The following is a 24448-nucleotide window of genomic DNA, read 5'->3' as shown; positions in this document are numbered from 1 at the left end:
TCAGGCGGCCCATATTCGCTTGCCGCCTCGGGGAGGCGGTGTCTACGTTCCGGTGATGCGTTCGAGACTGTTGGCGGTGACCTTCGAGGCGGAGAATCCCGCCGAACCGGCACGTTTCTGGGCCGGTCTGCTCGGCCGGGAAGTCATCGAGGACACCGCCGGTCTGCTGCTACCAGGCGGGGAATCCCAGCTCGGCCTGCGGTTCGTCCCCGGCCGCCCCGGCCGCCCCGGCGCGAACCGGATGCACCTGCACCTGACCAGCACCGACCTCGACGACCAGCGGCACAAGGTCGCCACGGCGCTCAAGCTCGGCGGCCGCCACCTCGACGTAGGGCAGAAACCCGAAGAGACGCACGTGGTCCTGGCCGACCCGGCAGGCTACGAGTTCTGCGTCATCGAGCCCGGCAACGACTTCCTCGCCGGCTGCGGCCCGCTCGGCGAGCTCACCTGCGCCGGCACCCGGCAGGTCGGCCGGTTCTGGAGCGAGGCACTGGACTGGCCCCTGGTCTGGGACCGCGGCGAGCAGACCGCGATCCAGTCACCGGACGGCGGCACGAAAATCGCCTGGGACACCTGGGAAAGCACGCCGGCGGAACCAAACCGCCAACGCTTCGAGCTCCTCCCCACGAACGGCAACCACCACGCGGCGATCGACACGCTGATCTCCCTCGGCGCGACTCGGCTCGCCACCCGCGCCGACGGCACCGCCGTCCTGGCGGATCCGGACGGCAACGAGTTCTGTGTGCGGCCGGCCGGGCGCCACCCCGCCGAGCCGCCAACGTGACCGCCGCGACCCGGCAGAACATGCCCCGGCCCATCGCCGGTGCCGTGAGCCCACGGCGATGAGCGGACATCCGATGCCGTCGCTGGACCGGGTCTGGCCGCAGCCGATGGCGCCGGATCCGGGCTACCCGTTTCCCGGTTCCTCGGTTCGCCAGCCGAGGAGGATCGCGCGGAGAGCCTCCTCGGCGAGGCGCCCGGCGCGCTCACTGCCGACAGTCCCGAGGTAGCCGAGCGACGCTATGCCGTAGAGCGTGCCCCAGATGATCTCGCAGGCCTCATCGGGGTCGGCCAGGACTACGTCGTGGGCGTCCGCCCAGGTGGCGAGCAGCTCCTTCAGGACGGCGATGGCCGGTTCCGCGGCGCGCCGGCGCTCGTCCGCGTCGACCGCGGTGCCGTTCATGACCTCGTAGAGGTGCCGGTGCTCGCCGGCGAAGCGCACGTACTCGGCCGCGATGCGCGTCATGCGCCGGTCGATGACGGGCTCCTCGGCGACCTGCCGGAACCGGGTCAGCATCAGGCGGTGGCCGTGCGCGACCAGTTCCAGCACGAGGGCGTCCTTGTTGGCGAAGTGCTGGTAGACGACGGGCGCGGAGTATTCGATGTCGGTCGCGATGCGCCGGATCGTCAACGCCGCGACGCCCTCGGTCTCGAGGACGTGCAGGGCGGCCTCGATGATCCGTTCGCGGGTGCTCGCCCGTTCCCGGGCCCGTCTCGTGCTGGTCGGCATACTCCGTCACTTCGCTTCGATGGTCTCCGCGGACACTAGCCGCCGCTCTTGACGGCGACGTCCGGGCGTGCCTAAGTTAACAACGTTAGAAATTCTAACGGCGTTAGATCCTAGCAAGGAGAAGACCCCCTCATGGCCGAGCATGTCGTCATCGGCGCCGGTTCCATCGGCACGAATGTCGCGCGCCTGCTTGTCAAGCGCGGCGAGAGCGTCCGGATCGTCACGCGCGGCGGCTCCGGTCCCGAGCACCCGCTGATCGAGCGGGTCGCCGCGGACGCCTCCGACCCCGCACGCGTGACCGAGCTGTCCCGTGGCGCGAAAGTGATCTACCACTGCGCGAACCCGCCCTCGTACACGATGTGGGAACACTTGTTGCCACCCCTGCAGACCGCGGTGATCGCCGCCGCCAAGGCGAACGACGCCGTCCTCGCGCTCGCCGGCAGCCTCTACGCCTACGGCCGGCAACCCGGCGGCCGGATGAACGAGCACACCCCCATGGCCGCCACCGGGCGCAAGGGCCGCCTGCGCAGACGGATGTGGGAACAGGCCCTCGCCGCGGGCATCCGCACCGTCGAGGTCCGCGGCTCCGACTACATCGGCAAGGACGCCAACGGCATCTACTCCCTGCTCATCGAGCCGGCCCTGAAGAAGGGCCGCGCCGCTTGGATCACCGGCGACCTCGACCTGCCGCACACCTTCACCTTCAACGGCGACATGGCCCAGGCCTTGATCACGCTGGCCCACGACGAACGCGCCTGGGGCCGGGCCTGGCACGTGCCGTCCCCGCCGGCCGTCACCATCCGCGAGCTCGCTCGCCGCTACGCCGTCGCCGCGGGTCTGCCGCCGGTCAAACTGATCCGGATGCCGCGCTTCGCGATGCGCACGGCCGGGCTGGTCGTGCCCATCGCCCGCGAGATGGCCGAAATGGACTACCAGTGGTACGCGCCGTTCCTCATGGACGCGACGGAGACGGCGGACACCTTCGGCCTGACCGCCACCGACCTCGACACCGCCATCCGCGACCAGGTCGGCGCGAGGGGAGGGGAACACGCCGAAGGGAGACCGCGGTCGGCCAGGTGAGCGGCCTGTCGTCCGGGACGACCTACGCGAGCTGCTGCTTCGGGGCCGGTGCGCCGGCGGCCGCGGCCAGCCGGAGGTTGGTCTCGGCGGCGCTGCCCGGGACGGCGGTCATGATCACGATCTTCAGCTCGGTGTCGCCGTCTCCCAGCACGTCGCAGTTCACCGCGATCGGTCCCACCGACGGGTGGTGGATCGTCTTCTCGTCCTCGCGATGGCCGGCGACGGAGCCGGTGGCCCACAGCCGCGCGAACCGCCGGTTCCCCGCGGTCAGCTCGCGGACCAGCCCGGCGAGGCGGGCATCGTGCGGGAACCGGCCGGTGGCGCGGCGCAGGTCGGCGACGACGGCGCGGTCCGTCGTCGCGGCGTCGAGCTCGGTCACCGGCCACTGGGCCAGGCAGGCGGGGCCCGCGCCCACCGGGAACCGGTCGCGGGCGAAGTTGCGCAGGCGGGGCTCCGCGGCCGAGGGGTCGCCCAGCAGCGCGGCCCAGCCGCGGTTCCACCAGACCAGCTGCCAGTCGGCCGCGAACACCGCGACCGCGACGTCGCCGAGCCGGGAGAGCACCCGGTGGACCCCGGGCGGGATGTGGTCGGAGATCGTGCCGCCGGTGGGCGGGGTGAGACCGGCGAGCCGGTACAGGTGGTCCCGTTCGGGGCCCGAGAGCTGCAACGCCCGCGCGAGGGAGGCGACCACCTGCGCCGAGGGCGTGGTGGCCCGGCCCTGCTCCAGGCGGACGACGTAGTCGACCGACAAGCCGGCGAGATCGGCGAGCTCCTCACGGCGCAGCCCGGCCGCGCGGCGGTTGCGGCCCACCGGCAGCGCCGCGGCCGACGGCGGCAGGCGGTCCCGCCAGGTGCGGATCATCGCGCCCAGCCCGGCCCCGGGTGTCGTGCTCACGTTCCCATCTTCCCCCGGGCCCGGCCGCCGGGCACGGGCCGAGGGTGGTACTGCTGTTCCTACCGCCGAAGTCTCCCTGGCCGGCCGCGCCCGGCGGGCCGAGGATCGATCGCATGACGATCACCTTCATCACCGGAGCGAACAAGGGGCTCGGCCGCGAGACCGCCCGCCGTCTCGTCGAAGCCGGCCACACCGTGCTGCTCGGAGCCCGCGACCCGGAGGCGGGCGCCGTCGCCGCCGCCGCGGTCGGCGCGCGGTTCGTGCCCATCGACGTGACCGGCGACGCGTCCGTCGCCGCCGCGGCCGCCGACGTCGCCGCGCACGAGGGCGCGATCGACGTGCTGATCAACAACGCCGGCGTCCACGGCCCGGCCGGTGACCCCGCCGGCCTGACCGGCGCCGACGTCCTGGGCGTCTTCGACGTCAACCTCGCCGGCGTGGTCCGGACGACCACCGCGTTCCTGCCCCTGCTGCGGCGGTCGGCGGACCCCGTGATCATCAACGTCAGCAGCGGGATGGGCTCCCTCGCCCTCACCCACGACCCGGCGCGAGCCGAGTCCAAGGTCGTCGCACCGCTCTACACCGCCTCGAAGGCGGCGCTGACGATGCTGACCACGCAGTACGCGAAAGCGTTTCCCGGGATCCGGATCAACGCCGCGGACCCCGGCTACACCGCGACCGACCTCAACGGCCACAGCGGCCCGCAGACCGTCACCGAGGGCACCGACGCCATCGTCGGCCTGGCCACCGAGGGACCCGGCGCCGGCTCCGGGCGCTTCGTCTCCCGCAGCGGCGAGATCGCCTGGTCCTGAAAGAGCTGGGACGCGCCGGACCGGCGTCACCGGCAGAGCAGCGCGTCCGGCGTCCGGCTCGAACCGATCCGGCCGGTGTAGGCGACGCCGGCGACGTACTCCCCCGGCGCGCACTGGCCCTTGTGGTTCCCGGTCGCGAAGTCGCCGCCGGGGTCGCCGGGCGGCCGGTTGTCGCCGCGGTCGAACCACACCGTGCGGCCCGTGCGGCCCAGCGGGGTCGCCGACCGGCCGCACAACACCGCCGAGAAGGCCGCGCCCTGGACGCTGTAGCCGACGACCGCGTGGTCGGGCGGGCACTGGGTCTTGGTGTAGCCGGCCGCCCAGTCGGTGTCGACGTAGGTCTCGTCGCGCACGACCACGTACCCGGCCGGGGCGGCGAGCGTCCCGGTGCACAGGCCGCGGTTGCCGGTGTGGGCCAGGCCGGCGAGCCGCTGTCCGTCGGGACAGACGCCCTTACGGGCGCCGGGGTTCCAGTCCGGCAGCGCGCGGACCTGGCGTGACGCCGGGAAGTCGGCGTAGTCGAGGTTCAGCATCGACCAGTGCTCGGTCGCCGGGATCGGTCCGGTCCGCGCCGGGGCGTTCACCAGCCGCTGCCAGGCCGGGCCGCGCCAGTCCGTGCCGTCGAGCACGTCGATGCGGCGTCCCGCCGGGTCGTATTCGAGCAGGGCCCAGCCGTCACCGGAACCGTTGGCCTGGAAGCCGACCGCCGGCCAGTAGGCGAAATCCGTGTCGGTTTCGGCGAGGTAGTTCACGAAGTTCTCGAAGAACGCGCGTGACGCCGGATCGGTGGTGTTGCGGCCCTCGCCGAATTCACTGATCCACAGCGGTGCGGTGTAGTGCTTGCCGGTGTCGGCCGAGACGAAGAACGCCTGCCGGTAAAGCACGTCCCGCAGTTCCTGGGGCGAAAGGTCGCGGTAGCGCGGGTCGTGCGTCTCGCCGACGCCGGTCGCGCCGGAGTGGTTGGGCCCGGTGTAGCCGTAGAAGTGCGCCGAATAGACCAGCTTGCCCGAGTCGACGAGCGTGTGCGACAACGTCCGCGCGGGTTCCAGCGTGGGCCTGCCGTGCGGGAAGCCGTCGATCGGCAACCCGGTCCAGTTGATGCCCTCGACGAAGACCAGCAGGTCGGGGTTCGCCTCGGTGAGGATGCGGTCGGCCACCTGCCGGCTCGCGCGTTGCCAGTCGGTGCCGTTGCCCCAGCCCCAGTTGGGGTCGTCGAAGGTGTTGCGGCGGACCTCGTTGTACAGGTCGGCGCCGACGACCCGCTTGTTCGCGGCGTAGCGGCGCGCCATGAACAGCCAGTCGTCCTGCCACTGCTGTTCGGTCTGCGCGGTGTTCCAGCGCTCGTTGCCGTCGAGCCCGCAGCACCAGCGCGAGGTCGTGGTGTGGTTGTTGAGGATGACGGCGAACCCCCGCGCGGTCAGCCGGCCGACGACCCGGTCGTAGACCTGCAGCGGCGTCAGGCCGTGCAGGTCCGGGTTCGCGGGCAGGTCCGGGACGGGCCGCGAGTCGTGGAGCATCGCGTTGGAGAACGGCAGCCGGACGCTGTTGAGGCCGAGCTGCGCGAGCCCGTCGACGACCGTGTCGATCGACGCGCGGTCGAGCCCGAGCGGCGTCTGGTAGGCGATCTCGCCGGCGTGGTGGTTCGCCGGGTCGTTCACGTCACCGGAGCCGGTCCAGGTACCACTCGCACCGTGCCAGTTGGCCGCCTTCAGCTTGAAGCGGTCACCGTGCGCGTCGACGATGTACCGGCCGCGCGTGCTGAGCGGCCCGGCCCAGGACGGCGGATCAGCCTCGGCCCGAGCCACGGGAACGACAACGCCCCCGGCGGCGAGCAGGACGGTGAGCAGCGCACCCGAGATCCTCACCCGAGAAGTCAACCAACTCGCGGTGCGCCGGGTAAGGGCCATAAGAAGGTGGTGGGCGGGCTCGCGGGGTAGTGAGCCGGTGATGAATTCCCGGCTCGTAACGCCGGTCCGGCGCACCGCGACTCAAGAGCGTTCCCGGCCGAGGAGTGGGTTTGAGTCATTTCGTCCAGGTGCTGGTGCTGGCGCCGTTTCTGTTCATGATGCTCATCTTGCCCGAGGCCCCGGCACGACTCGGCACGCGGCAGAAGTACGAGCCGAAATTCATGGGCGCGCCCTTCACCGTGCTCTTCGGTGTGCCGCTCCTGACCCTTCCCTTGCAGCTGAAGCACCCCGACGGTAAGTCGTTGCTGGTCCTGGCCGCGGTTTCCGTCCTCGTCGCCTACGGTCTCACGCGGCGGCAGAGCCCGCCGCGGCTGAAGAAGAGGCACCTCCTCATCGCGGCGAGGACCGCCGGCCTGCTCGCCGCCGTCGCCGCCGCCGAATTCGTCGCCGCTCCCGAGGGGCGAGGTTCGCGCCTCATCGGCGTCGCCCTCGTGGCGACGACGGCCTACCTCGGCTGCCTGCGGGCCACCGACACCGGCTACTGGCCCCTGCTGCTGGTGAAGAGCGGCGGTTTCACGGCCCTGACCGTCGTGGTCATCGGCTGGTGGATCGGCGACCTCGACCCGAGCACGCAGACCGGCCTGGCACTCGCGGCGACGCTGCTGCTCTGGGCGTCGGCGGCCATCGCGCTCACCCAGCTCGTCGTCGGCGGCGTGCGGTTGCGGCGGTGGCTGCGGCACGGCCCGCCGGAGTTCCCGGCCCCGCCCGGCGTCGGCTACTGGCCGCCGTCGCCGGGCGAGGTGTGGAACCTGCTGCTCACCCACGACGACGACAACTACAAGGACCGGCCCGTCCTCGTTCTCGAACGCGAGCCGACCCACGCCAACGTCCTGATCATCACCAGCCGCGACAAGGCGGGCTCGAAGCACCACCTGCGGCTGGACTTCGACGAATGGCAGCACGTGCTGAGCAAGCCCGGCTACCTCGCCACCGACATCACCCCCGTCCCGTACTCGGACTTCCGCAGCTGCCGCGGTGAGTGCACCGACCGGTTCTGGGAATGGCTGAAGCGCAATCCGCGAATCCGTGACCGGCGCCGCGACGCGCCCGCGCCCGGCTTCGCGCGCCGCCACCGGCTGGCGTCGGCGCGCAACAAACATGTCGGTGTCAACGCGGGCTAGGCCTCAAGCGTCTACGACCGCGGGGCCGGGAATGTAATGAACGTCCGCTCGCGGGCGACTTCGTGCTCATGCCACATGATGCGCTCCCAGGTGAGCCGGGGCCGATCCCGGTCGACGTGACGCGGTGGGCGGCCGGACTTCCTCCGGGCGCCTGGCCCGCAGGCTTCGCCGCGAGTGGAACGGTCTGCCGCAACGAGGTCTTCGCCCTCGCCGGACGCTGGCGCGCTCGGGAAGTCTCGAGCGTGCAACTGGCGGCAGGCGTGCTGGCCTGGGGACACGGGATCCGCGGGTACGGGCCGTTCCGCACCGGCCGCATCCTCGCCCGGGAACAGGCCGGCGAGCGGCTGGAAGCCGCTCTCAGCGGACTGCGCGCGGACGCAGTCGCCCCGGCTGTGCTCGAGGACTGCTACGAGCGTTTCACCACCACTGCGAAGGTCCCCGGCCTCGGAGCGGCCTTCTTCACGAAGCTGCTCTACTTCAGCGGCTATCGCCGCGGCAGAGGGGGAATCCAGCCGTTGATCCTGGACCGGGTCGTAGCGGGCCGGTTGCCCGCAGCAGCGGGACCGGCCGGGAAGTACCGGACAGCGTGGTGGACCGGCACCTGGTCGGCCTACCTGCGCTGGGCGGCGAACCAGGCCACGCGTCCCGAGTTCGGCAACGAACCGGACCGCGTCGAAATGGCGCTCTTCACCGGCTCATGGACCCCGGCCTTCTCAGCCCACGCGTAGTTGCCTCGCGGCGAGGAGTTTGGCACGCCACGACGCCGCGGTGCGGACAAGCCTGACCCTGCCGCGCGGCCGGCGGTGGCACACGAGGTCAGGCGAGCTGCCGGAAGCCGCGTCCATGGAACACCAGCGGACGGGTGGCCGGCCGGAACTCGAGCGCCTCCACCTTCAGCAGGGCAATAACGTGATCGCCCGCCGGTACCTCCTGGTGCAGGGTGCAATCGAACCGGGCAGCCGCCCCTCGGATGAAGACCGCCCCTGAGCCCGACGTCGTCCAATCCACTCCGGTGAACCGGTCCCCGCGTTCCGACAACCGCCTGCCCACGTCGCCCTGGTGCTCCGCCAGCACGCTCACCCCCAGCGCGGCGGCGCCGCGGAGGGTCGGCCACGTGGTGGACGTGCGCTGGATCGAGGCGGCGAGCAACGGCGGTTCCAGGGAAATCGCGGCGAACGCACTGACCGCCATTCCCGCCGGCTTGTCGTGCACCAGCCCGGCAAGCGCGGTGACTCCACTGGGAAAGCACGCGAAAGCCGCCCGCAGAACAGAGGGATCCATCTTCAGATCCTGAAGTAGTCGAGGACGTTCGGGAGCTCGCCCGAGAGTTCGTACGCTCCGATGAACGCGTTCTTCGCGTCGATCGAGTCGTGCGTGGCGAAGGTCCTGGCGTTGCGCCAGAACCGGTCGAAGCGGTACCGGTTGGCGGTGCTGCGGGCGCCGGTCAGGTCGTGGATCCGCCCGGTCACGTCCAGGCTCACCCGGTTGCTCGCGACCTTCGAGCGGAACCCGTGAACGGTGATCGTCCGCGGATCGGCGTCCGGTTCCTCCAGCCATCCCGCCACGCTCAGCAGGTACGCCCGGGCAGCGGCCAGTTCGCTGGACATCTCGCCGAGCTGCCGGTGCATCAGCGGGTCCTCCAGCGCGGTGGGGAACCGCGGCATGCTCCCCCGGTTCAGGTCCCGGAGGTAGCCGATCGCGGCTCCGAAAGCGCCCTCTCCCAGACCCTGCATGAGCGCCGCGTGGAACAGCATGCCCGCGCCGAACGCGTTCGGGTCCGTCAGCGTCGAAGCGAAGTGCCACCCGTCGGGGACGAACACCTCGTCGTAGGTGATCGTCTGGCTGTGCGTACCGCGCTGGCCCATGTTGTCCCAGTCGTGCGCCTGCCGCACACCCGGCGCGTCCAGCCGGACCAGCGCTTCGTGCCGCGTCGCCGTCTCAAGCACCGCATCGAGCCCCAGCAGCGCGAACCCGACGATGAGGAGGTCGCGGCCCCCGCCGCCGCTGTTGGTGTTGAACGTCTTGGTGCCGCTGACCACGACTCCTCCCGGCACCCGCCGGCCGGTCACCGGGCCCTTGGCACCGGCCTCGGCGTTGGAGGAGACCAGGCGCCTGCCGTCGTGGATCAGCTCGTCGGCGAGCTGTTCCTTGGTCGCACGCGGCAGGTCGGCGGTGAACAGGCGGCGGGGGTGGATGCCGTGGTTGGTCCAGCACAGGCCGGTCGAACCGTCGGCGGCGGAGATCTCCACCAAGACCTCGGTCGTGTCACGCCAGCCGCTCCACATGCCGCCGCCCCACAGACCGCCGTACTCGGCAGGCACGCTGAGCCGGTTCACGCCCGCCTCGCCGAGCAACCGCATGTTCGCCGCCACGTCGGTTCCGTCGGCGTCGCTGCGCACGCCGTTTTCACTCATTTCGGCACGCAGTTCACGCACGCGAGCAACGATCTCCGCGCGCCCCTTGACCAGGTCTTCTTGCGTCATGAGAAGAACGCTAACCGCGTGACGGCGGGAATCGGCTTGGTCCGGGAGAAGCGAGAAACGTTCGCCGGCGAGCTTCTCGGAAACGTTCAGCCGAAGTCGGCACCCAGCAGCGAGACCGGTGCGGGAGCGGGCAGCGGCGCGGTGCGGGCCGAGAACGACTGCAGGAGGTAGGCGACCAGACGGCGCGCCGCCGCGGGAGACGTCACGGCGAGGCTGTCGCTGGCCTGCACGAGCAAGGCGAGGTCGCTGGGCGAGAAGTCGGCCCGCAGGTCCCCGCTGTCCTGCGCCCGGCGCACCAGCTCGGTGATGTTGGTCATCGCCCGCGCTCCCGCTTCACCCAGCTCGGCCTCGCCGAGGGAATCGGCACGGAACGCCCAGGTGAAGACGCGGTTGCCGGTCGGGGCGCGGACGGCGTGGTCGACCACGCCGCGCAGCGCCCGCCACGGATCGGGGTCGGCGAGCGCGTCCTCGCTCAGCCGGTCACAGTCGGCCAGCTCGTGCCCGAAGGCCGCGACGACGAGCGCCTCCCGGTCCGGGAAATGCCGGTAGAGAGTGGCGACACCGAGCCCGGCTTGCCGGGCGATGGCCCGCATGGTGACGTCGAGCCCCTTGGCCGCGTACAGCTCCCGCGCGGCGTCCAGGATGCGGGCGCGGTTCCGGCTCGCGTCGGTGCGCACGTGACTCGCCTCCAGTTCCGGACCGGATGTTCCGGTTCCCAGTGAACCACGACGTGGTCCGGGCCGGCTTCATCGATGTTCGCCCGGCAGGCGTGGATTCGGTCGCCGGTGTCGGGCCACGGCGATCCCGTTCGTCGGTCCTACGACGGACAACTCGGCTGATGCGGGAACGTGGCGCGCGTGCCCCGATCCCGCGGCTGTTCTGGAGGTTGACGATGCGATCGACGGTTTTCTCGTTCCGCACGCCCGGCGGCGTCACACTCGGGGTGGAGCGCTTCGGCGACCCGGCGGCGCCGGTGGTCCTGCTCGTCGGTGCCCCGACCATGCTCTCCTGGCCCGACGCGCTGTGCGCGGCGCTCGCCGACGGCGGACGCCAGGTCGTGCGCTACGACCTGCGGGACTCCGGCACGTCGACGACCGTCGACCCCGAGGCGCCGGCCTACACACTGCGCGACCTCGCCCTCGACGCCGCCGCCCTCGCCCGCGGCCTCGACGACCGGCCGGCGCACCTGGCGGGCATCGGCGTCGGCGGGATGGTCGCCCAGGTCGCCGCGCTGGACCACCCCGGCGCGTTCTCGGCGCTCACCCTCGCCGGGACCCGGCCTGTCGCGCCCGGCCCGGTCGACGACGACCTTCCCAGCCACGACGAGGCGGCGATGGGCCGGCTGTTCGCACTACCGGCACCGGACTGGTCCGACCGCGCCGCCGTCGCGGAGCGCGCCGCCGCCGCGGCGGCGATCCTCGGCGACGACCCCGCCGCGGCCCGCACGAGGGCCGAGCGCGTCTTCGACCGCACGCCGGGCACCGAGCCCGCGATCCGGATGGCCAACCAGCTGGGCACGGTGTTTTCCGGGCTGGACTGCCGGCCACGCTGGCGCGAGCGACTCCCCCAGCTGGCGATGCCCACTCTCGTGGTGCACGGCCGCCACGACCGGTTCTTCCCGGTCGGCAACGGCGAGGCGCTCGCACGGGAGATCCCCGGCGCGCGGTTGCTCGTGCTCGACCAGGCCGCCACGGCGATCCCCGACGCGGCAGCCGCCGAAGTCGCCACGGCGATGCTCGCGCTGTAGACCGCCATGGAACACGCGGTGCCACGCGGGTAGCCGCTGATCGTACGGTGCCCGACGCACGCCCATGCCGGCGAGCGGACGCGTGGTCAGCTCGCCTCCGAGTCTTCCAGTGTGGGGATCACCGGTGAGAGGAGGTGGTCGGCGTGCTCGGTGACCATGCCGCGGGCCAGCCGGAAGACGCGGAAGCTGAGCATGTGCTCCGGGTGCTCGTCGTCGTGGACGTACAGCAACCCGTATGACCCGGGGGCGAGCCGGCCGACCTGAGTGAACAAGTCGACCACCGCCGGCCCGTGCTGCCCGCTGCGGTTCGGGTTCCCGCCCAGGTGGATGTAGTAGGTGCCGTTCATCGGCTGAAGATCCATCAACCCGTAACCAGCGAACTCGTCCACCAGGCTTTGGATCTCGCCGAGCCGAAGCGGCGGTTCGTCGTCGAGCGCTTCGGCGGTGGGGCGAAGCGCTATCCACCCGTGGTACTCGAACATGGCGGGAGTCTAAGAGGTCAAGTCTCAAGCCCACTGAAGCAGTTCGCTGATCAACACCAGCAGCCGCTCACCCGGACGCCGGCCACGCAGCCGCGGCGTCGGAACGGTGAACTCGGGCTCGACGAGCGGCAGAGCCGCAGTAACCTTGAAGGACCGCCGGTTCACGGGAACGCCGAGCCGCTTGGACCACTCGCCCGCCGCGGCCTCCAAGGTTTCGAATACCTCGTCCATCCCCCTGTTGTCGCCGGCGGCCTCGTAGTTCAGCAGTTCGGCCAGCCCGAGACGGAACTGCTTGACTTCGTAGGATTCACGCATCGCCGAGATCGTTCGGCCCAAGCTCCAGCCACGCTCTTTCGACTGGTTGACGACATAGCGGGCGAGAAGCGGCACGGAAAGGTCCCGCTCGTGTCCGCCGAGCCACTTGAGACGTCGTTCTTCGAAGGCGTTCGAAACCTGACTGTCGAACATGCCCAGAATTCGATGAGCGACCCTGCCGTACCTGACCGCCGGATCGGAGGAGTTCTCCGGAGAGCCGAACTCCTCCAGCGGATCGTCGGAGCTCACCGAGAGGATGTACGATTTCAGCTTGTCCAGCAGGAGGACGGAGCCGATCTCTTCCTGCAGAGCGAGGTAGTAGCACAATCTCGCGAGTGCGACGAAGGCGGCGCCGGAGAACGGGTGACCTGCCCCGGCGTTGTCGAAGCCGTCGTCCAGGGCCGCCTTCATTTTCTGCAACTCGGCCGGCAGAGTGAGCCCCTCGAGATGCGACCAGTAAGTCGACGGAGCCCACCGATTCGAACCGATTTCGGCCACCAGTTCCTCGGGCACGTGCATTCGCAGGTAGTCGTGGGTACCGTCCCAGGGGGCAAGGTGACCCGACAGGCTGCTTCCCCGCTGGTACAAAGCACTGACGTCGTCGTTCTCGATCTCGAGCAACTGAACACCCGGATCGATATCGAGCGTCCACGAAAGCCTGGCCAGGTTTCGCTCCACGGAAGGCCCATCGAGGTAGACCCGACCGAACAAGACGAGGGCCTGCACGACATGAGCGGCATCACGTTCGATGCGGGCGGGGTCGAACCGGTCGAGATTGGCTCGAAGCAATGACGACGTGTCCACCAGGAGGGACGGAGAAAGTTCGGTACCCACCACAGCCCACCTGTCGAGTTGCCAACGTGGACTCTGTCGCCGAGAAGGCCGACGCTGTTACAACGAGTCACTTCGTGCGGGTTCGCCGTGCCGTGTCAGGGCTTCCGACACCCCTGGCACCATCCCTCAATCGTTCGCCTGCCCGCAGAGCCATCTCGCGGTGAACAGGGTGGTCCCGCGGGCCGGGTCCACCTCCGTCCGCCCGGTCTCGGTGAACCCGAGCTTGGCGAGCACACGGCGAGACGCGGTGTTCCAGTCCCAGACCGTGGCCCACACCCGCCGGTAGCCCTCGACGCGAGCCCGGAGGCGGGGTCGAGCCACTCGTGCCGCCCGCCTAACGTACGTGATCGACCGTCCGCGCCGCCGTCGCTGGCGGCCGAGGTGCCGCACCCGGCGTTCGACCTGCGGACCGAGCTGTTCGGCATCGACCTGTTCCGCCGCGTCCCCGGCGCGGTGCTGCTGGTGGCCGGCGCGCACCGGAAGGCCGACGACAGCAAGGCCGACGTCGCCCACGAAGAGGATTCGGTGTTCCACGTCGTCGCCACGGCGCTGGCCGGGCGGGGACTGCCGCAGGTCCAGCTGCACGGCTTCCACGACCAGAACCTGCCGTCGACGGACATCGTGCTGTCGTCCGGAGCGACGACGGCCGACGACACGGTGTTCCTGCACGTGGAGATGAGCCGCACGGTCCGCGAGTCCCCGGAGCGCCGCGCCGACGTGGTCCGCGGGTTGACGGAGGCCGGCCTCACCAAGCCGTGATCACGAGAAGACGAAGTAGCGCAGCCAAAGGTAGGGCGCGGCGACCAGCACCGTGATCACGGTGACGACGGCACCTTTCTTGGTGAATTCCCAGAAGCTGATGGGTGTCCCGGAGCGGGCGGCGATGCCGAGCATGACGACGTTGGCGCTGGCGCCGACGGCGGTCATGTTGCCGCCGAAGTCGGCGCCGATCGCCAGTGACCACCACAACGCCTCGGAGTGCGCCGGGTCCGGGATGTCGTTGGTCAGCGCCAAGACGAGCGGACTCATCGTCGCCACGTACGGGATGTTGTCGATGAAACCGGACAACAGCGCCGAGACACCCAGGATCAGCATCACCGCGAGCAGCGCGTCGCCGCCCGTGGCGTCCGCGGCGAGCCGGGCGAGCGTCCCGATGACGCCCGTCTTCACGAGGGCACCGATCATGATGAACAGCCCGGCGAAGAACAGCAGCGTCTCCCACTCGACGCCGGCCAGGTACTGCTTCGGCTCCGTCCCGGAGAGCAGCACGAGGACGCCGGCGCCGAGCAGCGCGACGACCGACGGCTCGATGTGGATCACCGAATGCAGCACGAACGCGGCGAGCACCGCCAGGAGCACCGCGCCGGATTTGAGCAGCAGCTTGGGGTTCTGGATCGCTTCGCGCTCGTTGAGTGCCATCACGTCGGCGACCCGGGCCGGGTCCACGGTGAAGGAGCCGCGGAACAACCGGGGCAGCAGGAGGCTGAACACGACGATTTCGATGGCGACGATCGGGGCCAGGTTGACCAGGAAGTCGTTGAAGTCGAGCCCGGCGCGGCTGCCGATGATGATGTTCGGCGGGTCACCGATCAGCGTCGCCGTGCCGCCGATGTTGGAGGCGAGCACCTCGGCGATGAGAAACGGCACCGGCTTGATGTCCAGCCGGTCGCAGACCAGCAGGGTGACCGGGGCGATCAGCAGCACGGTCGTGACGTTGTCGAGGAACGCCGACGCGACCGCGGTGATCAGCGACAACAGGATCATCACCCGCAGCGGGGATCCCTTGGCGCGTTTGGCGGCCCAGATCGCGACGTATTCGAAGACACCGGTGCGCCGGAGGATGCCGACGATGATCATCATGCCGAGCAGCAGGAAGACGACGTTCCAGTCGATCCCGGTGTCCTCGGAGAAGAACGCGTCGTCCGAGCCGCTGATCCCCAGCGCCAGCACGACGCCGGCGCCGGCGAGCGCGGCGACCGTCTTCGGGATCTTCTCGGTCGCGATGAAGACGTAGGCGATCACGAACACCGTGACCGCGACGGCGGTGCTCATGCCACCGCCCCCGCGACGGTCAGCGCGTCAGAGCCAGCTCCAGCAGCCGGGACGCGGAGATGACGCCGATCAGGGTCTTGCCCTCCATGACCGCGACCAGCGGGCAGCGCAGCCGGGCCATCATCGCGGCGACCTCGACGATCGTGTCGTCGGCGTTCACCCGCGGCAGCTCGGTGGCCTCCTGCGGCAGCAGCGACCGCACGGTCTTGCCACCGAGCTTGTCGGCGACCCGGTCGGCCATCGACTCGTTGAGCACCCCGGCCAGCGACGGGTCGTCGCGCACATAGCTGGGCACGAGGAACCGCACGACCTGCGAGGCGGGCAGCACCGACTGCGGGCAGCCGGTCCGGTCGGTCACCACCAGGCCGGGCAACCGCCGCTCGGCCAGCAGCCGCGCGGCCGTCAACGCGTCGGAGTCCAGCTCCACGACCGGATACTCCTCGGCCATCTCGACGGCGTGCATCGTCCCAGCGTACGACGTCCCAGGTGGGGGCGCCGGGGTTCATGGGCTTCTCCTGTCGGTTTCTTGACGGCGCTCGTCGCGGGCCGCGCGCGCCGACGCTCAGGGGCACCAGCAGCGCGGTCGGCCGGCTCGGGCCCACGAGGAAGTGCGGGGGTACGGCGACACCGGACAGCGAGACGCTGATCGGCGGCACGACGCCGAACGCCGAGATGAGCGCCATCGAACTCCCCGAGGGTCGGTCCAACCGCCCGCCGCCCGGGCCGGACGCGGACAGGCCGACCAGACTTCCCGGCACTCCACGCGTAAAGATGCCGCAAAGATCGCGTCGGGGCAAACCGGACGGCACCCTCCCGGCGCGCCACGACGACCGCCGTCAGCCGCGACCGTTGCCAAATACAGCAATTTCAGCTATCACTGAAACTACTGTAAATGGAGGGGTGCGCGACGTGGCCGAACAGGACCAACTGCTCGACTGGGTGGAGCGGGTCTCGACCTACCTCGCCCGCGACGGTGTGCCGCCGATCGCCGGGCGGGTGCTGGGGTGGCTGATGGTCTGCGATCCGCCGGAACAGTCCGCCGGGCAGATCAGCGCCGCCATCGGCGCGAGCCGCGCGTCGCTGACGTCGAACCTGCGGCTGCTGTCGAGCATGGGGTTCCTGACCTGGCGGTCCCGGCCCGGCGCCCGGACCGTCTACTACCGGATGGCCGAGCACGCGTGGTCGGTGGTCGTGCGGCGGCAGATCGCCGGGGTCACCTCGTTCCTCGACATCACCCGCGACGGCCTGAGCCTGCTCGGGCCGGACGAGGACCACGCGGCCCGGATCCGGCAGGCGCACGCGACCTTCGAGTGGATGGCCAAGGTCTTCGACGACGCACCACCTCTGCACCCCGAACGTGAGGAGACGCCGTGATGGGAGAGGCCATCGTGGTCGGAGGCGGCATCGGCGGGCTGGCCGCCGCCGTGGCGCTGGACCGGATCGGCTGGCGCGCGACCGTCCTGGAACGCACTCCGGTACTGGGCGAGATCGGCGCGGGCATGTCCCAGGCCCCGAACGCGCTGCGGGCGCTCGACGAACTCGGCGTCGGCGAACCGGCCCGCTCGGCGGGCGTTCCGACCTGCGCCGCCGGCAACGTGCGCACCCCGGATGGCCGCTACCTGCAACGCGCCCGGCCCGGGGACCCGACCGCGATGCTGGCCTTCCACCGCGCCGACCTGCACCGGGTGCTGCTGGACGCGACACCGGACGGCTGGGTGCGCACCGGCGCCGAGGTCACCGGGCTGCGGCAGGAGGCCGGGCGCGTCACGGTCGTCGCCGGTGGGGACGAGCTCACCGCCGATCTTCTCGTCGCCGCCGACGGCATCCGCAGCACCGCCCGCCGGCTCCTGTGGCCGGACGCGCCACCGCCGCGGTTCCTCGGCCGCACGGCCTGGCTGGGCATCGCCGACGTCGACGGCCTGCCCGGCAGCATGACACTCGGCCCAGGCGGCTACTTCCTCATCCACCCGGTCGCGCGGGGCCGCGCCTACTGGGCCCACGTCACCACCGAAAGCCGGCCGGACGTGCGGTTCGACGACGAGAAGGCCGAGGTCACGCGCCGTATCGGGAGCTGGCACGACCCGATCCCGGAGCTGATCGACCGCACGCCGCCCGGGTCGGTGATCCACATCGACATCCACGACCTGGACCCGTTGCCCACCTACGTGCGGGGGCGGGTGGCGCTGCTCGGCGACGCCGCGCACGCGATGAGCCCCGACCGCGGCCAGGGCGCGGGGCAGTCCCTCGAAGACGCCGTGGTCCTCGCCGCCGCCCTCGCCACCGAACCGACCGTCGAAGCCGCCTTGCACCGCTACGACACCGGGCGACGGCCCCGGACCCAGGCCACCGCCCTCGGTGCCCGCAAAGACGGCGCCCGAACGACCTCCCGGGCCGCATACCGGGCGTTGACCACCATGATCCGGCTGATGCCCGCGGCCCTGTGGCGCCGGAGCATCGCTCCTGACGGCAACGCCACCTGGCGATGGCAACCCCCGCGTCTGCCCGCGCGTGCCTAGAGCCGGATCACCTCGCGGCCCCGCCGCCGAAGCCGGACAGACAGGAGATGGACGTGGGCGACAGCCCGGCCGTCGACGCCGAACACCTGACCAAGCGCTACGGCGCCCTCGTCGCGGTGGACCGGCTGTCGTTCACGGTCGCGCCCGGAGAGATCCACGCACTCCTCGGCCTCAACGGCGCCGGCAAGACGACCACGATCCGGATGCTGCTCGGCATGGTCCGCCCCACCGGCGGCCGGGTGTCGTTGCTGGGCAGCCGGATCCGCCCGGGCGTCCGCGCGGTGTGGTCGCCATGATCGCGGCGGTGTTCTTCGCCCAGGTCGTCGCCCTGCTCGGCTACGGCCGGTACTTCCCCTGGTCGGTCCCCGCGCTCTACACCGACATCGCCGGCCCCGACCGCGACCCACCGGCGCGCCCGGCTTCACGCTCGTCGTGCTGGTCGGCGTCGCGGGCATCGCCGCCACCGCGGCCTGGTGGCGCCACGCCGACCACGACCGCTGACCGCCGTCGGCCAGGTTCAGCCCGTACGGCGGATACAGCCTGGAGCCCCGGTAGCCGGGGGCGCCACCGAGGACGATGCTGCCGAGCCCGAAAGGCGGCGGCGAAGAACACCCCGATGATCGTGTCCTCCTCGAGCCGCTTGTCCTGGGCGAACACCGCCACGCTCAGCGCGGTGATCAGAGCGGCGAGCGCAAGGTCGAACCACCGCCACCTACACTTTCGGAGTCCTGCCCGACCGGGCGGCCACGCGGCCGACGAACCGCTGGTCGGCCGGCGCCACCCGGTCTCCCAGCGCGTACCCGGGGGTCGATCACCGGTGCTCCTCGGCCCACGGCACCAGCTTCCGTTCGAGGTAGGCGAGGCCGTAGAACAACGCGATGCTCATGATCGCCAGGAGGGTCATCGCGGCGAAGGCCAGTGACGTGTCGGCACTGGCGCCGGACTGGACGATGACGAAACCGAGACCGGCGTCGGCGCCGACGAACTCCGCGATCACCGCGCCGATGACCGCCAGGGAGATCGCCACCTTCAGCCCGACGAAGATCTGCGGCAGGGCGTGGCGGATCCGCAGCTTGAAGAACTCCTGCCGGCGGGAGGCATCCCACGAGCGGAGCAGCTCGACGAGCTCGTGCGGTGTGGACTTCATCCCGGACACGGTCGAGATGACCACGGGGAACACGCACACCAGCACGACCAGGACCACCTTCGGCCCCTGCCCGAAGCCGAACCACACCACCAGGATCGGGGCGACGGCGATCTTGGGCACCGCGTTCACGGCGAGCAGGATCGGGTAGAACGTCCGTTCCAGCAGCGGGAACCGGACGATCAGCGTCGCGAGCGGGATACCGACCACAATGGACAGTGCGAAACCCTCGACGGTCTCGAGCAGGGTGACCAGGCTCTGGCCGAGCAGGTACCCCGGCAGCTCGAGGAACGACGCGACCACGTCGGCCGGGCTCGGGACGAGGAACCGCTCGATCGAGAAGACGATCGTCACCAGCCACCAGAGGCCGATGAGCACCAGTACCCCCACGATGGGCTGCACGACGGCCCGGCCCCTCATGCCGCTCCCCCGTCGACCGGGGCGGTGAGCAGGTCGCGCAGCTCGCGCCCCGCCTGATCGACGTCGGGGCGCCCGGGCACGCGTGGCCGGGCCACGGCGAGGTCGACGGTCTTGCGGAGCCGGCCGGGCCGCGGGGTGAGCACCGCCACCCGGTCGGCGAGCACGACGGCCTCCTCGACGGAATGCGTCACGAACACGACCGTCCTCGGCTGCTCCAGCTGGATGCGTTGCAGTTCCCCGGAAAGCTCCGTCCGGGTCAAGGCGTCCAATGCGGAGAACGGTTCGTCCATGAGCATGACCGCCGGGGCGTGGATCAACGACCGGCACAGCGAGACCCGTTGCTGCATCCCGCCGGAAAGCTCGTGGGGCAGCCGCTTTTCGAAGCCACGCAGGCCGACCAGCTCCAGCAGCTCGTGCGCCCGGTCCCGGTAGGACTTCCGCTCCAGGCCGAAGATCTCGATCGGCAGCATGACGTTCGACAGCACCGATCGCCACGGCAGCAGCGCCGGGCGCTGGAACATGAAGGAGACGTCGCGACGCGGCTTGGTCACCGGCTCGCCGCCAATGAAGATCCGGCCCCGGGTCGGCGGCAGCAGCCCGGCGACGAGCCGCAGCAACGTCGACTTGCCGCAGCCGGACCGCCCGATGACCGCGACGAACTCGTTCTCCCCCACCTCCAGGTCGATTCCGGCGAGCGCCTGGACCGGCCCCGCCCGGCCGTCGAAGACCTGCGCCACGCCGTCCAGGACGATCACGGCCGGGGCACCAGCCCGAAGGAGACGACGTCGGCGGGGCTGAGCGCACCGGCCGGGACGGCACCGGCGTCGGTGAGGGTGCCGACGATCTTCCGCACCCTCGCCTCGGCGACCTGGCCGAGCGGGCCGGTGAATCCGGCGGGCCGGACGTAGGCCGCCATCAGCCCGATCTCGGCGGCCGCCACACCCGCGTCCTGGGCCGGCTGGTACTTCTTGAGGATCGCGCCGAGCTCCTCGGGGTGCTCGATCGCGTAGCCGAGCCCTTTGAGCAGCGCCGCGGTGAAGCGCCGCACCAGCGCGGGATTCCTGGCCGCGAGCTCCTTCGACGTGACGACCACGTTGCCGTACAGGTCGGGCACCAGGTCGCCGTAGGGCAGCACGACCGCCTTCCTGCCCCGCGCCGCCGCCTCGATCAACGGACGGCCGACGACGAACTGCCCGATCCCGTCCACCTGCCCGCTCGCCAGCAGTTGCGGAAGGGCGGGCGGAGCGGACGGCACGAACCGCACCGAGGCCGGGTCGATGCCGGCGGCCTTGGCGTAGACGGGGAACATCACCTGGTTCGTCGAGCCGGCCTGATCGGCGATCTTCTTCCCGGCCAGGTCCGCCGGCTTGGCGATGCCCCGGCCCTCGAGCGAGATGATCGCGGCGAGGGACCGCTGGTGCACCGCCGCGACGGCGGTCACCGGCAGCCTCTCCTTCGCCACGGTGATCGCGGTGGCCGTGAAGTCCGCCGTCCCGAAGCCCGCCCGGCCTCCGGCGACCAGCTTGAGCACGTCCACCGTGCCACTGCCCGGCGTGATCGTGACGTCGAGCCCGGCTTCGCCGAAGAAACCCTTCTCCTGGGCGACGTAGGCGTAGGCGTCCCGGCCGAACGTGCCGAAGGACGTCAGGTAGCCGACTTCGTCCCGGCCGGGGGAAGGGCTGTCACCGGACCCGCCGCACGCCGTGGCCACCAGCGCGACCGCGAGCAGGCAAACCAGACCACGCCTCATGACGCCCTCCCCGACGAACGTGATGGTCTTGTCCGGGTAGCTTCACCCTTCTTCGCGACCACGGGCAACCGCTACTCGCATGAAGACCGGCTGGTGCGGCGAGGCGGCCGGCGACCGGATTCAGTCCTGTGTGGCTTCGGCCGGGAGCTCCGGGGGTGCCTGCAGATCGTGGGCGCGGAAGAGGACGGCGTGCTCGACGCCCATGGCTTTGCCGCTCATCGCGGCGAACCGCGGGATGAAGTCGGCCGGCGCCGGGTGGTCCGGGAGCGCGGCCAGGTACGCGGCGTGCGCCTCCAGCGAGGCGACGCCGCGGCGCAGCGGCTCGCCGGTGACGTCGACGCCGTGGGTCGCGTCCGTCATGCCCGGGGTGAGGTACCAGCGGACGGAGTGCGGTTCGAGGCCCTCGTCGTCGATCTGCTCCGGGAAGACCCACCGGTTGCCCGCGTCGCGGATGGCGTCGAGCGTCGCGAGGCCGGCGGCGCGGTGGTCGGCCTGGTCGAAGCCGTACGGCGTCTCGACCTCGAAGCTGCCGCCGTAGACGACGTCGGGCTGGAACCGGCGGATCTCCCGGCAGATGTCCCGGCGCAGGTCGAGGCCGTAGACGAGCACCCCGTCCGGGTGCTCCAGGACGGTCAGGTGCCCGACGCCGACGACGGCGCAGGCGGCCCGCTGCTCGGCGACGCGCAGGCGCGCGGTCTCCTCGGGCGGGTTCGGCATGCCGGCCTCGCCGCGGGTGAGCAGGAGGTAGCCGACCTCGATGCCGCGCGCGGTCCAGCGCGCGACGGCTGCGGACGTGCCGTACTCCATGTCGTCGGGGTGCGCGACGACGCAGAGCACGCGCCGGAAGGATTCCTCGGGCAGAGCGGGCAACGTCATGGCGGACATCCTGCCGCACGCGGCCCGGGCGGGAGAGCCTTTCCGGCGGCTCCGGACATTTCGAATTCGAAGCAGTAGACTGGGTTCATGCCCGACACCCCGCCGTCGCTCGATCCCGTGCAGCTCGGCACCTACTTCGACCTCATCGAGGTGACCAGCCTGCTGCGTCACGCGGTGGAGCAGCAGCTGCGGCAAGCCGGCGACCTCAGCTACGTGCAGTTCCAGCTGCTGGCCCGGCTCGGCGACGCACCGGCGGGCAGCCACCGCATGACCGACCTCGCCGACGGGGTCGTCTACAGCCGCAGCGGGCTGACCTACCAGGCGGGCCTGCTGGAGAAGGCGGGCCTGGTCGTGCGCAGCACGTCCCCGGACGACGAGCGCAGCGTCACGGTCACCATCACCGACGCCGGCCGCGCGCGGCTCGCGCAGGTGCTGCCCGGGCACGTCGAAGTGGTCAGCAGCCTGCTCTTCGAGCCGCTCTCGCGCACCGACGTCGAGACCCTCGCGGGCCTGCTGGCGCCGGTACGCGACCACATGCGCTCGGCGCCGCCGCGCTCGGCCGCGCCGCGGCGCCGGCGTCAAGGCTGATCGGACTCGCCCGCGCGGATCGCGGACCGGACCTGCTCGACGTGCCCGTCCAGCCAGGCGCGGAAGGTCTGCAGGCGCGGGTTGAGCGATCGGACCACGTCGAGGTCGCGCGCACCGACGAAGCCGCGCTCGCCTTCGACGTAGTACTGGAACATGTTGCCGATCTCCGCACCGGCCGGCAGCCCGGAGGAGCGGAGCTGCTCGGGCGTGAGCGGCCGGTAGCCGACCGGTTCGCCCAGCGCGTCGGCGAACGCGGCGGCGTACTCCGCGCCGGTCAGGTGTTCGCCCGCGATGCTCACGACCTCGCCCACGTACTCGTCGCCGGCGGCGAAGATCCCGTACGCGGTGCGCCCGATGTCCTCCACCGCGATGCCCGCCAGCCGGGCCTCCCCCATCGGCAAGGTGAGCACGAGCCGGCCGTCTTCGCCCCGCACCGGCTTGGAGTCCTGGGTGAACCCCTCCCAGAAGAAGGTGCTCCGCAGGTAGGTCGTCGGGACACCCGCGTCGCGGAAGAACGCGTCCGCCTCGGCCTTGGCGTCGAAGTGCGGGACGGTGTAGCGGTCCTGCAGCACCGGGACCCGTTGGCCGGACGCGGGAAGGACCTCGCGGGTGTCCTCCAGGGTCGACCAGACGACGTGGGCCAGCCCGGCCGCCTTCGCGGCACGGGCGGCTGTCGCGGCCTGCGCCAGTTCGACGTCGGCGGACATGGACTCCCAGAAGTTGGTCACCACGAAGGCGCCGTGCGCGCCGTCGAACGCCCTCCGCAGGGAATCCTCGTCGTCCAGGGTCGCCTCCACCACCTCGGCACCACGCTCAGCCAGCGCGCGCGCCTTTGGCGAGCCCGGGTTCCTGGTGACGGCCCGCGCGGCGAACGGACCGCCGGGATCGTCCACAATGGCCCGGGCGAGACCTCCGCCCTGCGCCCCCGTCGCACCCAGGACCACGATGGTCTTCTTGTCGCTCATGGTGTTTCCTCTCGCGTGAAATGGATCAGGCGGCGGACGGGACGACGATGACCTTGCCGTGCACCAAGCCGTCGGCGGCCCGGGCGTGCAACGACGGCAACTCCGCCAACGCCACCCGCTCGGCCACGTCGATCCGCAGCTCACCACGGTCGACCAGCCCCACCAACCGCGCCAGCTGCCCGGCATCACTCCGCACGAACAGATCGATCCCCCGCACCCCACGCCCCTCATCCGACGGCGCGGGCATCCACACCGTCGTGTTCACTACCACCCCGCCCGGACGGACCACACCAGCCAGCGCGGCCAGCTGCTCCGGAGCGACCGGGGCCAGATTGAGGGCCAGATCGACCGGCTCGGTCACCGCGTCGGTCACCGCGGTGGCGGTGTGGTCGACGACCTCATCAGCGGTCTTGACCGCCTCGGCACTACGCGGACTGGCCGTCGCGATCACATAAGCACCAGCGTTCTTCGCCAGCTGCACCGCATAACCCCCGACCGCACCCCCCGCACCGTTGATCAGCACCCGCTGCCCGGCCGCCAGCTTCCCGTGATCGAACAACGCCTGATACGCCGTCAATCCCACCACCGGCAACGCCGCGGCCTCGGCCAACGGGATGCTCCTCGGCGCCGACGTCAGCACCTCCACCGGCGCCAGAACGTACTCCGCCGCCGCACCGGTCCCGTCCATCGGCAGAAAACCGACGACCGGATCACCCACCTCGAACCCGGTCACACCTTGACCCAGCGCGTCGACCGTCCCGGCGACGTCCAGACCCGGCGTGTGCGGCAGCACCACCGGAATCGGCCCCTGCATGAATCCACCCCGGATGTTGCCGTCGACGGAATTGAACGACGTCGCCGCCACCCGGACCCGCACCTGCCCGGGCCCCG

The 24448-nt window shown here is 71.1% G+C and carries 28 protein-coding genes; 11 read left to right on the top strand and 17 right to left on the bottom strand.

Annotated elements, in window-relative coordinates:
• Positions 1-55 precede the first annotated feature (55 nt).
• Complete coding sequence (locus DV20_RS13420) at positions 56-784, top strand: VOC family protein (RefSeq protein WP_200876418.1); 729 nt, start codon at positions 56-58, stop codon at positions 782-784.
• A gap of 123 nt (positions 785-907) precedes the next feature.
• On the opposite strand, the gene DV20_RS13415 is transcribed toward DV20_RS13420, so the two are convergent.
• Complete coding sequence (locus tag DV20_RS13415) at positions 908-1510, bottom strand: TetR/AcrR family transcriptional regulator (protein WP_043780032.1); 603 nt, start codon at positions 1508-1510, stop codon at positions 908-910.
• A gap of 132 nt (positions 1511-1642) precedes the next feature.
• Between DV20_RS13415 and DV20_RS13410 the strand changes: the two genes are divergently transcribed.
• Positions 1643-2590 (top strand): NAD-dependent epimerase/dehydratase family protein, encoded by a 948-nt coding sequence (locus DV20_RS13410; RefSeq protein ID WP_051735981.1) that lies wholly within the window; start codon positions 1643-1645, stop codon positions 2588-2590.
• A gap of 22 nt (positions 2591-2612) precedes the next feature.
• Here the strand turns inward: DV20_RS13410 and DV20_RS13405 are convergent, their stop codons facing one another.
• Positions 2613-3485, bottom strand: a complete 873-nt coding sequence (locus tag DV20_RS13405) for a helix-turn-helix transcriptional regulator (protein WP_043780030.1) — start codon at positions 3483-3485, stop codon at positions 2613-2615.
• Between the two features lie 113 nt (positions 3486-3598).
• Here DV20_RS13405 and DV20_RS13400 point away from each other — a divergent pair, with 113 nt between their 5' ends.
• A complete protein-coding gene (locus DV20_RS13400) occupies positions 3599-4297 on the top strand; it encodes an SDR family NAD(P)-dependent oxidoreductase (protein ID WP_043780029.1) in 699 nt (232 codons plus the stop codon).
• A 26-nt stretch (positions 4298-4323) separates the two neighbouring features.
• Here DV20_RS13400 and DV20_RS13395 read toward each other — a convergent pair whose 3' ends face one another.
• On the bottom strand, positions 4324-6204 hold the full coding sequence (locus DV20_RS13395; protein ID WP_051735980.1) for a glycoside hydrolase family 5 protein: 1881 nt from the start codon (positions 6202-6204) through the stop codon (positions 4324-4326).
• Between the two features lie 110 nt (positions 6205-6314).
• Here DV20_RS13395 and DV20_RS13390 point away from each other — a divergent pair, with 110 nt between their 5' ends.
• On the top strand, positions 6315-7385 hold the full coding sequence (locus DV20_RS13390; RefSeq protein ID WP_152603716.1) for a hypothetical protein: 1071 nt from the start codon (positions 6315-6317) through the stop codon (positions 7383-7385).
• Positions 7386-7453: 68 nt separating this feature from the next.
• Positions 7454-8113: an 8-oxoguanine DNA glycosylase OGG fold protein gene (locus DV20_RS43100; protein WP_326938480.1), complete on the top strand. Its 660-nt coding sequence runs from the start codon at positions 7454-7456 to the stop codon at positions 8111-8113.
• A gap of 88 nt (positions 8114-8201) precedes the next feature.
• Here DV20_RS43100 and DV20_RS13380 read toward each other — a convergent pair whose 3' ends face one another.
• The 3 genes from DV20_RS13380 to DV20_RS13370 all read right to left on the bottom strand — a co-directional run bounded on the left by DV20_RS13380 (position 8202) and on the right by DV20_RS13370 (position 10545).
• On the bottom strand, positions 8202-8666 hold the full coding sequence (locus DV20_RS13380) for a flavin reductase family protein (protein WP_043780027.1): 465 nt from the start codon (positions 8664-8666) through the stop codon (positions 8202-8204).
• A 2-nt stretch (positions 8667-8668) separates the two neighbouring features.
• Entirely contained in the window at positions 8669-9868 is a 1200-nt protein-coding gene (locus DV20_RS13375; RefSeq protein ID WP_043780026.1) for an acyl-CoA dehydrogenase family protein, read from the bottom strand.
• 86 nt (positions 9869-9954) lie between these two features.
• Complete coding sequence (locus DV20_RS13370; protein ID WP_235190821.1) at positions 9955-10545, bottom strand: TetR/AcrR family transcriptional regulator; 591 nt, start codon at positions 10543-10545, stop codon at positions 9955-9957.
• A gap of 215 nt (positions 10546-10760) precedes the next feature.
• Between DV20_RS13370 and DV20_RS13365 the strand changes: the two genes are divergently transcribed.
• Complete coding sequence (locus tag DV20_RS13365; protein WP_043780023.1) at positions 10761-11615, top strand: alpha/beta fold hydrolase; 855 nt, start codon at positions 10761-10763, stop codon at positions 11613-11615.
• Between the two features lie 86 nt (positions 11616-11701).
• Here the strand turns inward: DV20_RS13365 and DV20_RS13360 are convergent, their stop codons facing one another.
• The 3 genes from DV20_RS13360 to DV20_RS44920 form a co-directional block, all read right to left on the bottom strand.
• The gene (locus tag DV20_RS13360) at positions 11702-12097 is read right to left on the bottom strand and encodes an Imm7 family immunity protein (RefSeq protein WP_043780022.1); all 396 of its coding nucleotides are present in this window, start codon (positions 12095-12097) and stop codon (positions 11702-11704) included.
• Positions 12098-12121: 24 nt separating this feature from the next.
• On the bottom strand, positions 12122-13246 hold the full coding sequence (locus DV20_RS13355; RefSeq protein WP_152603714.1) for a hypothetical protein: 1125 nt from the start codon (positions 13244-13246) through the stop codon (positions 12122-12124).
• Between the two features lie 126 nt (positions 13247-13372).
• Positions 13373-13567: a GNAT family N-acetyltransferase gene (locus DV20_RS44920; RefSeq protein ID WP_235190820.1), complete on the bottom strand. Its 195-nt coding sequence runs from the start codon at positions 13565-13567 to the stop codon at positions 13373-13375.
• A gap of 60 nt (positions 13568-13627) precedes the next feature.
• Between DV20_RS44920 and DV20_RS13350 the strand changes: the two genes are divergently transcribed.
• Positions 13628-14005 (top strand): hypothetical protein, encoded by a 378-nt coding sequence (locus DV20_RS13350; protein WP_051735977.1) that lies wholly within the window; start codon positions 13628-13630, stop codon positions 14003-14005.
• On the opposite strand, the gene DV20_RS13345 is transcribed toward DV20_RS13350, so the two are convergent.
• Together DV20_RS13345 and DV20_RS13340 are read right to left on the bottom strand one after the other, a co-directional pair.
• Positions 14006-15298 carry an ArsB/NhaD family transporter gene (locus tag DV20_RS13345; RefSeq protein WP_043780019.1) on the bottom strand — a complete coding sequence of 431 codons (1293 nt, stop codon included), beginning with the start codon at positions 15296-15298 and terminating at the stop codon, positions 14006-14008.
• Between the two features lie 19 nt (positions 15299-15317).
• Positions 15318-15761 carry a CBS domain-containing protein gene (locus DV20_RS13340; protein ID WP_043780017.1) on the bottom strand — a complete coding sequence of 148 codons (444 nt, stop codon included), beginning with the start codon at positions 15759-15761 and terminating at the stop codon, positions 15318-15320.
• Between the two features lie 446 nt (positions 15762-16207).
• Here DV20_RS13340 and DV20_RS13335 point away from each other — a divergent pair, with 446 nt between their 5' ends.
• The 3 genes from DV20_RS13335 to DV20_RS13325 are packed head-to-tail and all read left to right on the top strand — an operon-like array spanning position 16208 to position 18110.
• On the top strand, positions 16208-16672 hold the full coding sequence (locus DV20_RS13335; protein WP_051735996.1) for a GbsR/MarR family transcriptional regulator: 465 nt from the start codon (positions 16208-16210) through the stop codon (positions 16670-16672).
• Entirely contained in the window at positions 16672-17814 is a 1143-nt protein-coding gene (locus DV20_RS13330; RefSeq protein WP_043780013.1) for an FAD-dependent monooxygenase, read from the top strand. Before DV20_RS13335 ends, DV20_RS13330 begins: the two co-directional genes overlap by 1 nt.
• 53 nt (positions 17815-17867) lie before the next feature.
• Positions 17868-18110 (top strand): ATP-binding cassette domain-containing protein, encoded by a 243-nt coding sequence (locus tag DV20_RS13325; RefSeq protein WP_235190819.1) that lies wholly within the window; start codon positions 17868-17870, stop codon positions 18108-18110.
• A gap of 515 nt (positions 18111-18625) precedes the next feature.
• Here the strand turns inward: DV20_RS13325 and DV20_RS13320 are convergent.
• The 4 genes from DV20_RS13320 to DV20_RS13305 form a co-directional block, all read right to left on the bottom strand.
• A complete protein-coding gene (locus DV20_RS13320) occupies positions 18626-19378 on the bottom strand; it encodes an ABC transporter permease (protein ID WP_043780010.1) in 753 nt (250 codons plus the stop codon).
• Entirely contained in the window at positions 19375-20133 is a 759-nt protein-coding gene (locus tag DV20_RS13315) for an ABC transporter ATP-binding protein (protein WP_043780009.1), read from the bottom strand. The genes DV20_RS13320 and DV20_RS13315 overlap by 4 nt, the downstream gene beginning before the upstream one ends.
• Entirely contained in the window at positions 20130-21128 is a 999-nt protein-coding gene (locus DV20_RS13310) for an ABC transporter substrate-binding protein (protein ID WP_043780008.1), read from the bottom strand. The genes DV20_RS13315 and DV20_RS13310 overlap by 4 nt, the downstream gene beginning before the upstream one ends.
• A 120-nt stretch (positions 21129-21248) precedes the next feature.
• Entirely contained in the window at positions 21249-22013 is a 765-nt protein-coding gene (locus DV20_RS13305; protein WP_043780007.1) for a PIG-L deacetylase family protein, read from the bottom strand.
• A 78-nt stretch (positions 22014-22091) separates the two neighbouring features.
• On the opposite strand from DV20_RS13305, the gene DV20_RS13300 reads away from it, so the two are divergent.
• Positions 22092-22592 (top strand): MarR family winged helix-turn-helix transcriptional regulator, encoded by a 501-nt coding sequence (locus tag DV20_RS13300; RefSeq protein WP_043780006.1) that lies wholly within the window; start codon positions 22092-22094, stop codon positions 22590-22592.
• Here the strand turns inward: DV20_RS13300 and DV20_RS13295 are convergent.
• Entirely contained in the window at positions 22583-23557 is a 975-nt protein-coding gene (locus tag DV20_RS13295; protein ID WP_043780005.1) for an NmrA/HSCARG family protein, read from the bottom strand. The genes DV20_RS13300 and DV20_RS13295 overlap by 10 nt on opposite strands.
• 25 nt (positions 23558-23582) lie before the next feature.
• Positions 23583-24448 (bottom strand): NADP-dependent oxidoreductase (locus tag DV20_RS13290; protein ID WP_043780004.1); only part of this gene is annotated, 866 nt, incomplete at its 5' end.

This window comes from Amycolatopsis rifamycinica, from assembly GCF_000695625.1.
GTDB classification, from domain to species: Bacteria; Actinomycetota; Actinomycetes; order Mycobacteriales; family Pseudonocardiaceae; genus Amycolatopsis; species Amycolatopsis rifamycinica.
The sequence above is the reverse complement of the archived record's forward strand: the minus strand, read 5'-3'. Positions and strand labels throughout refer to the sequence as shown.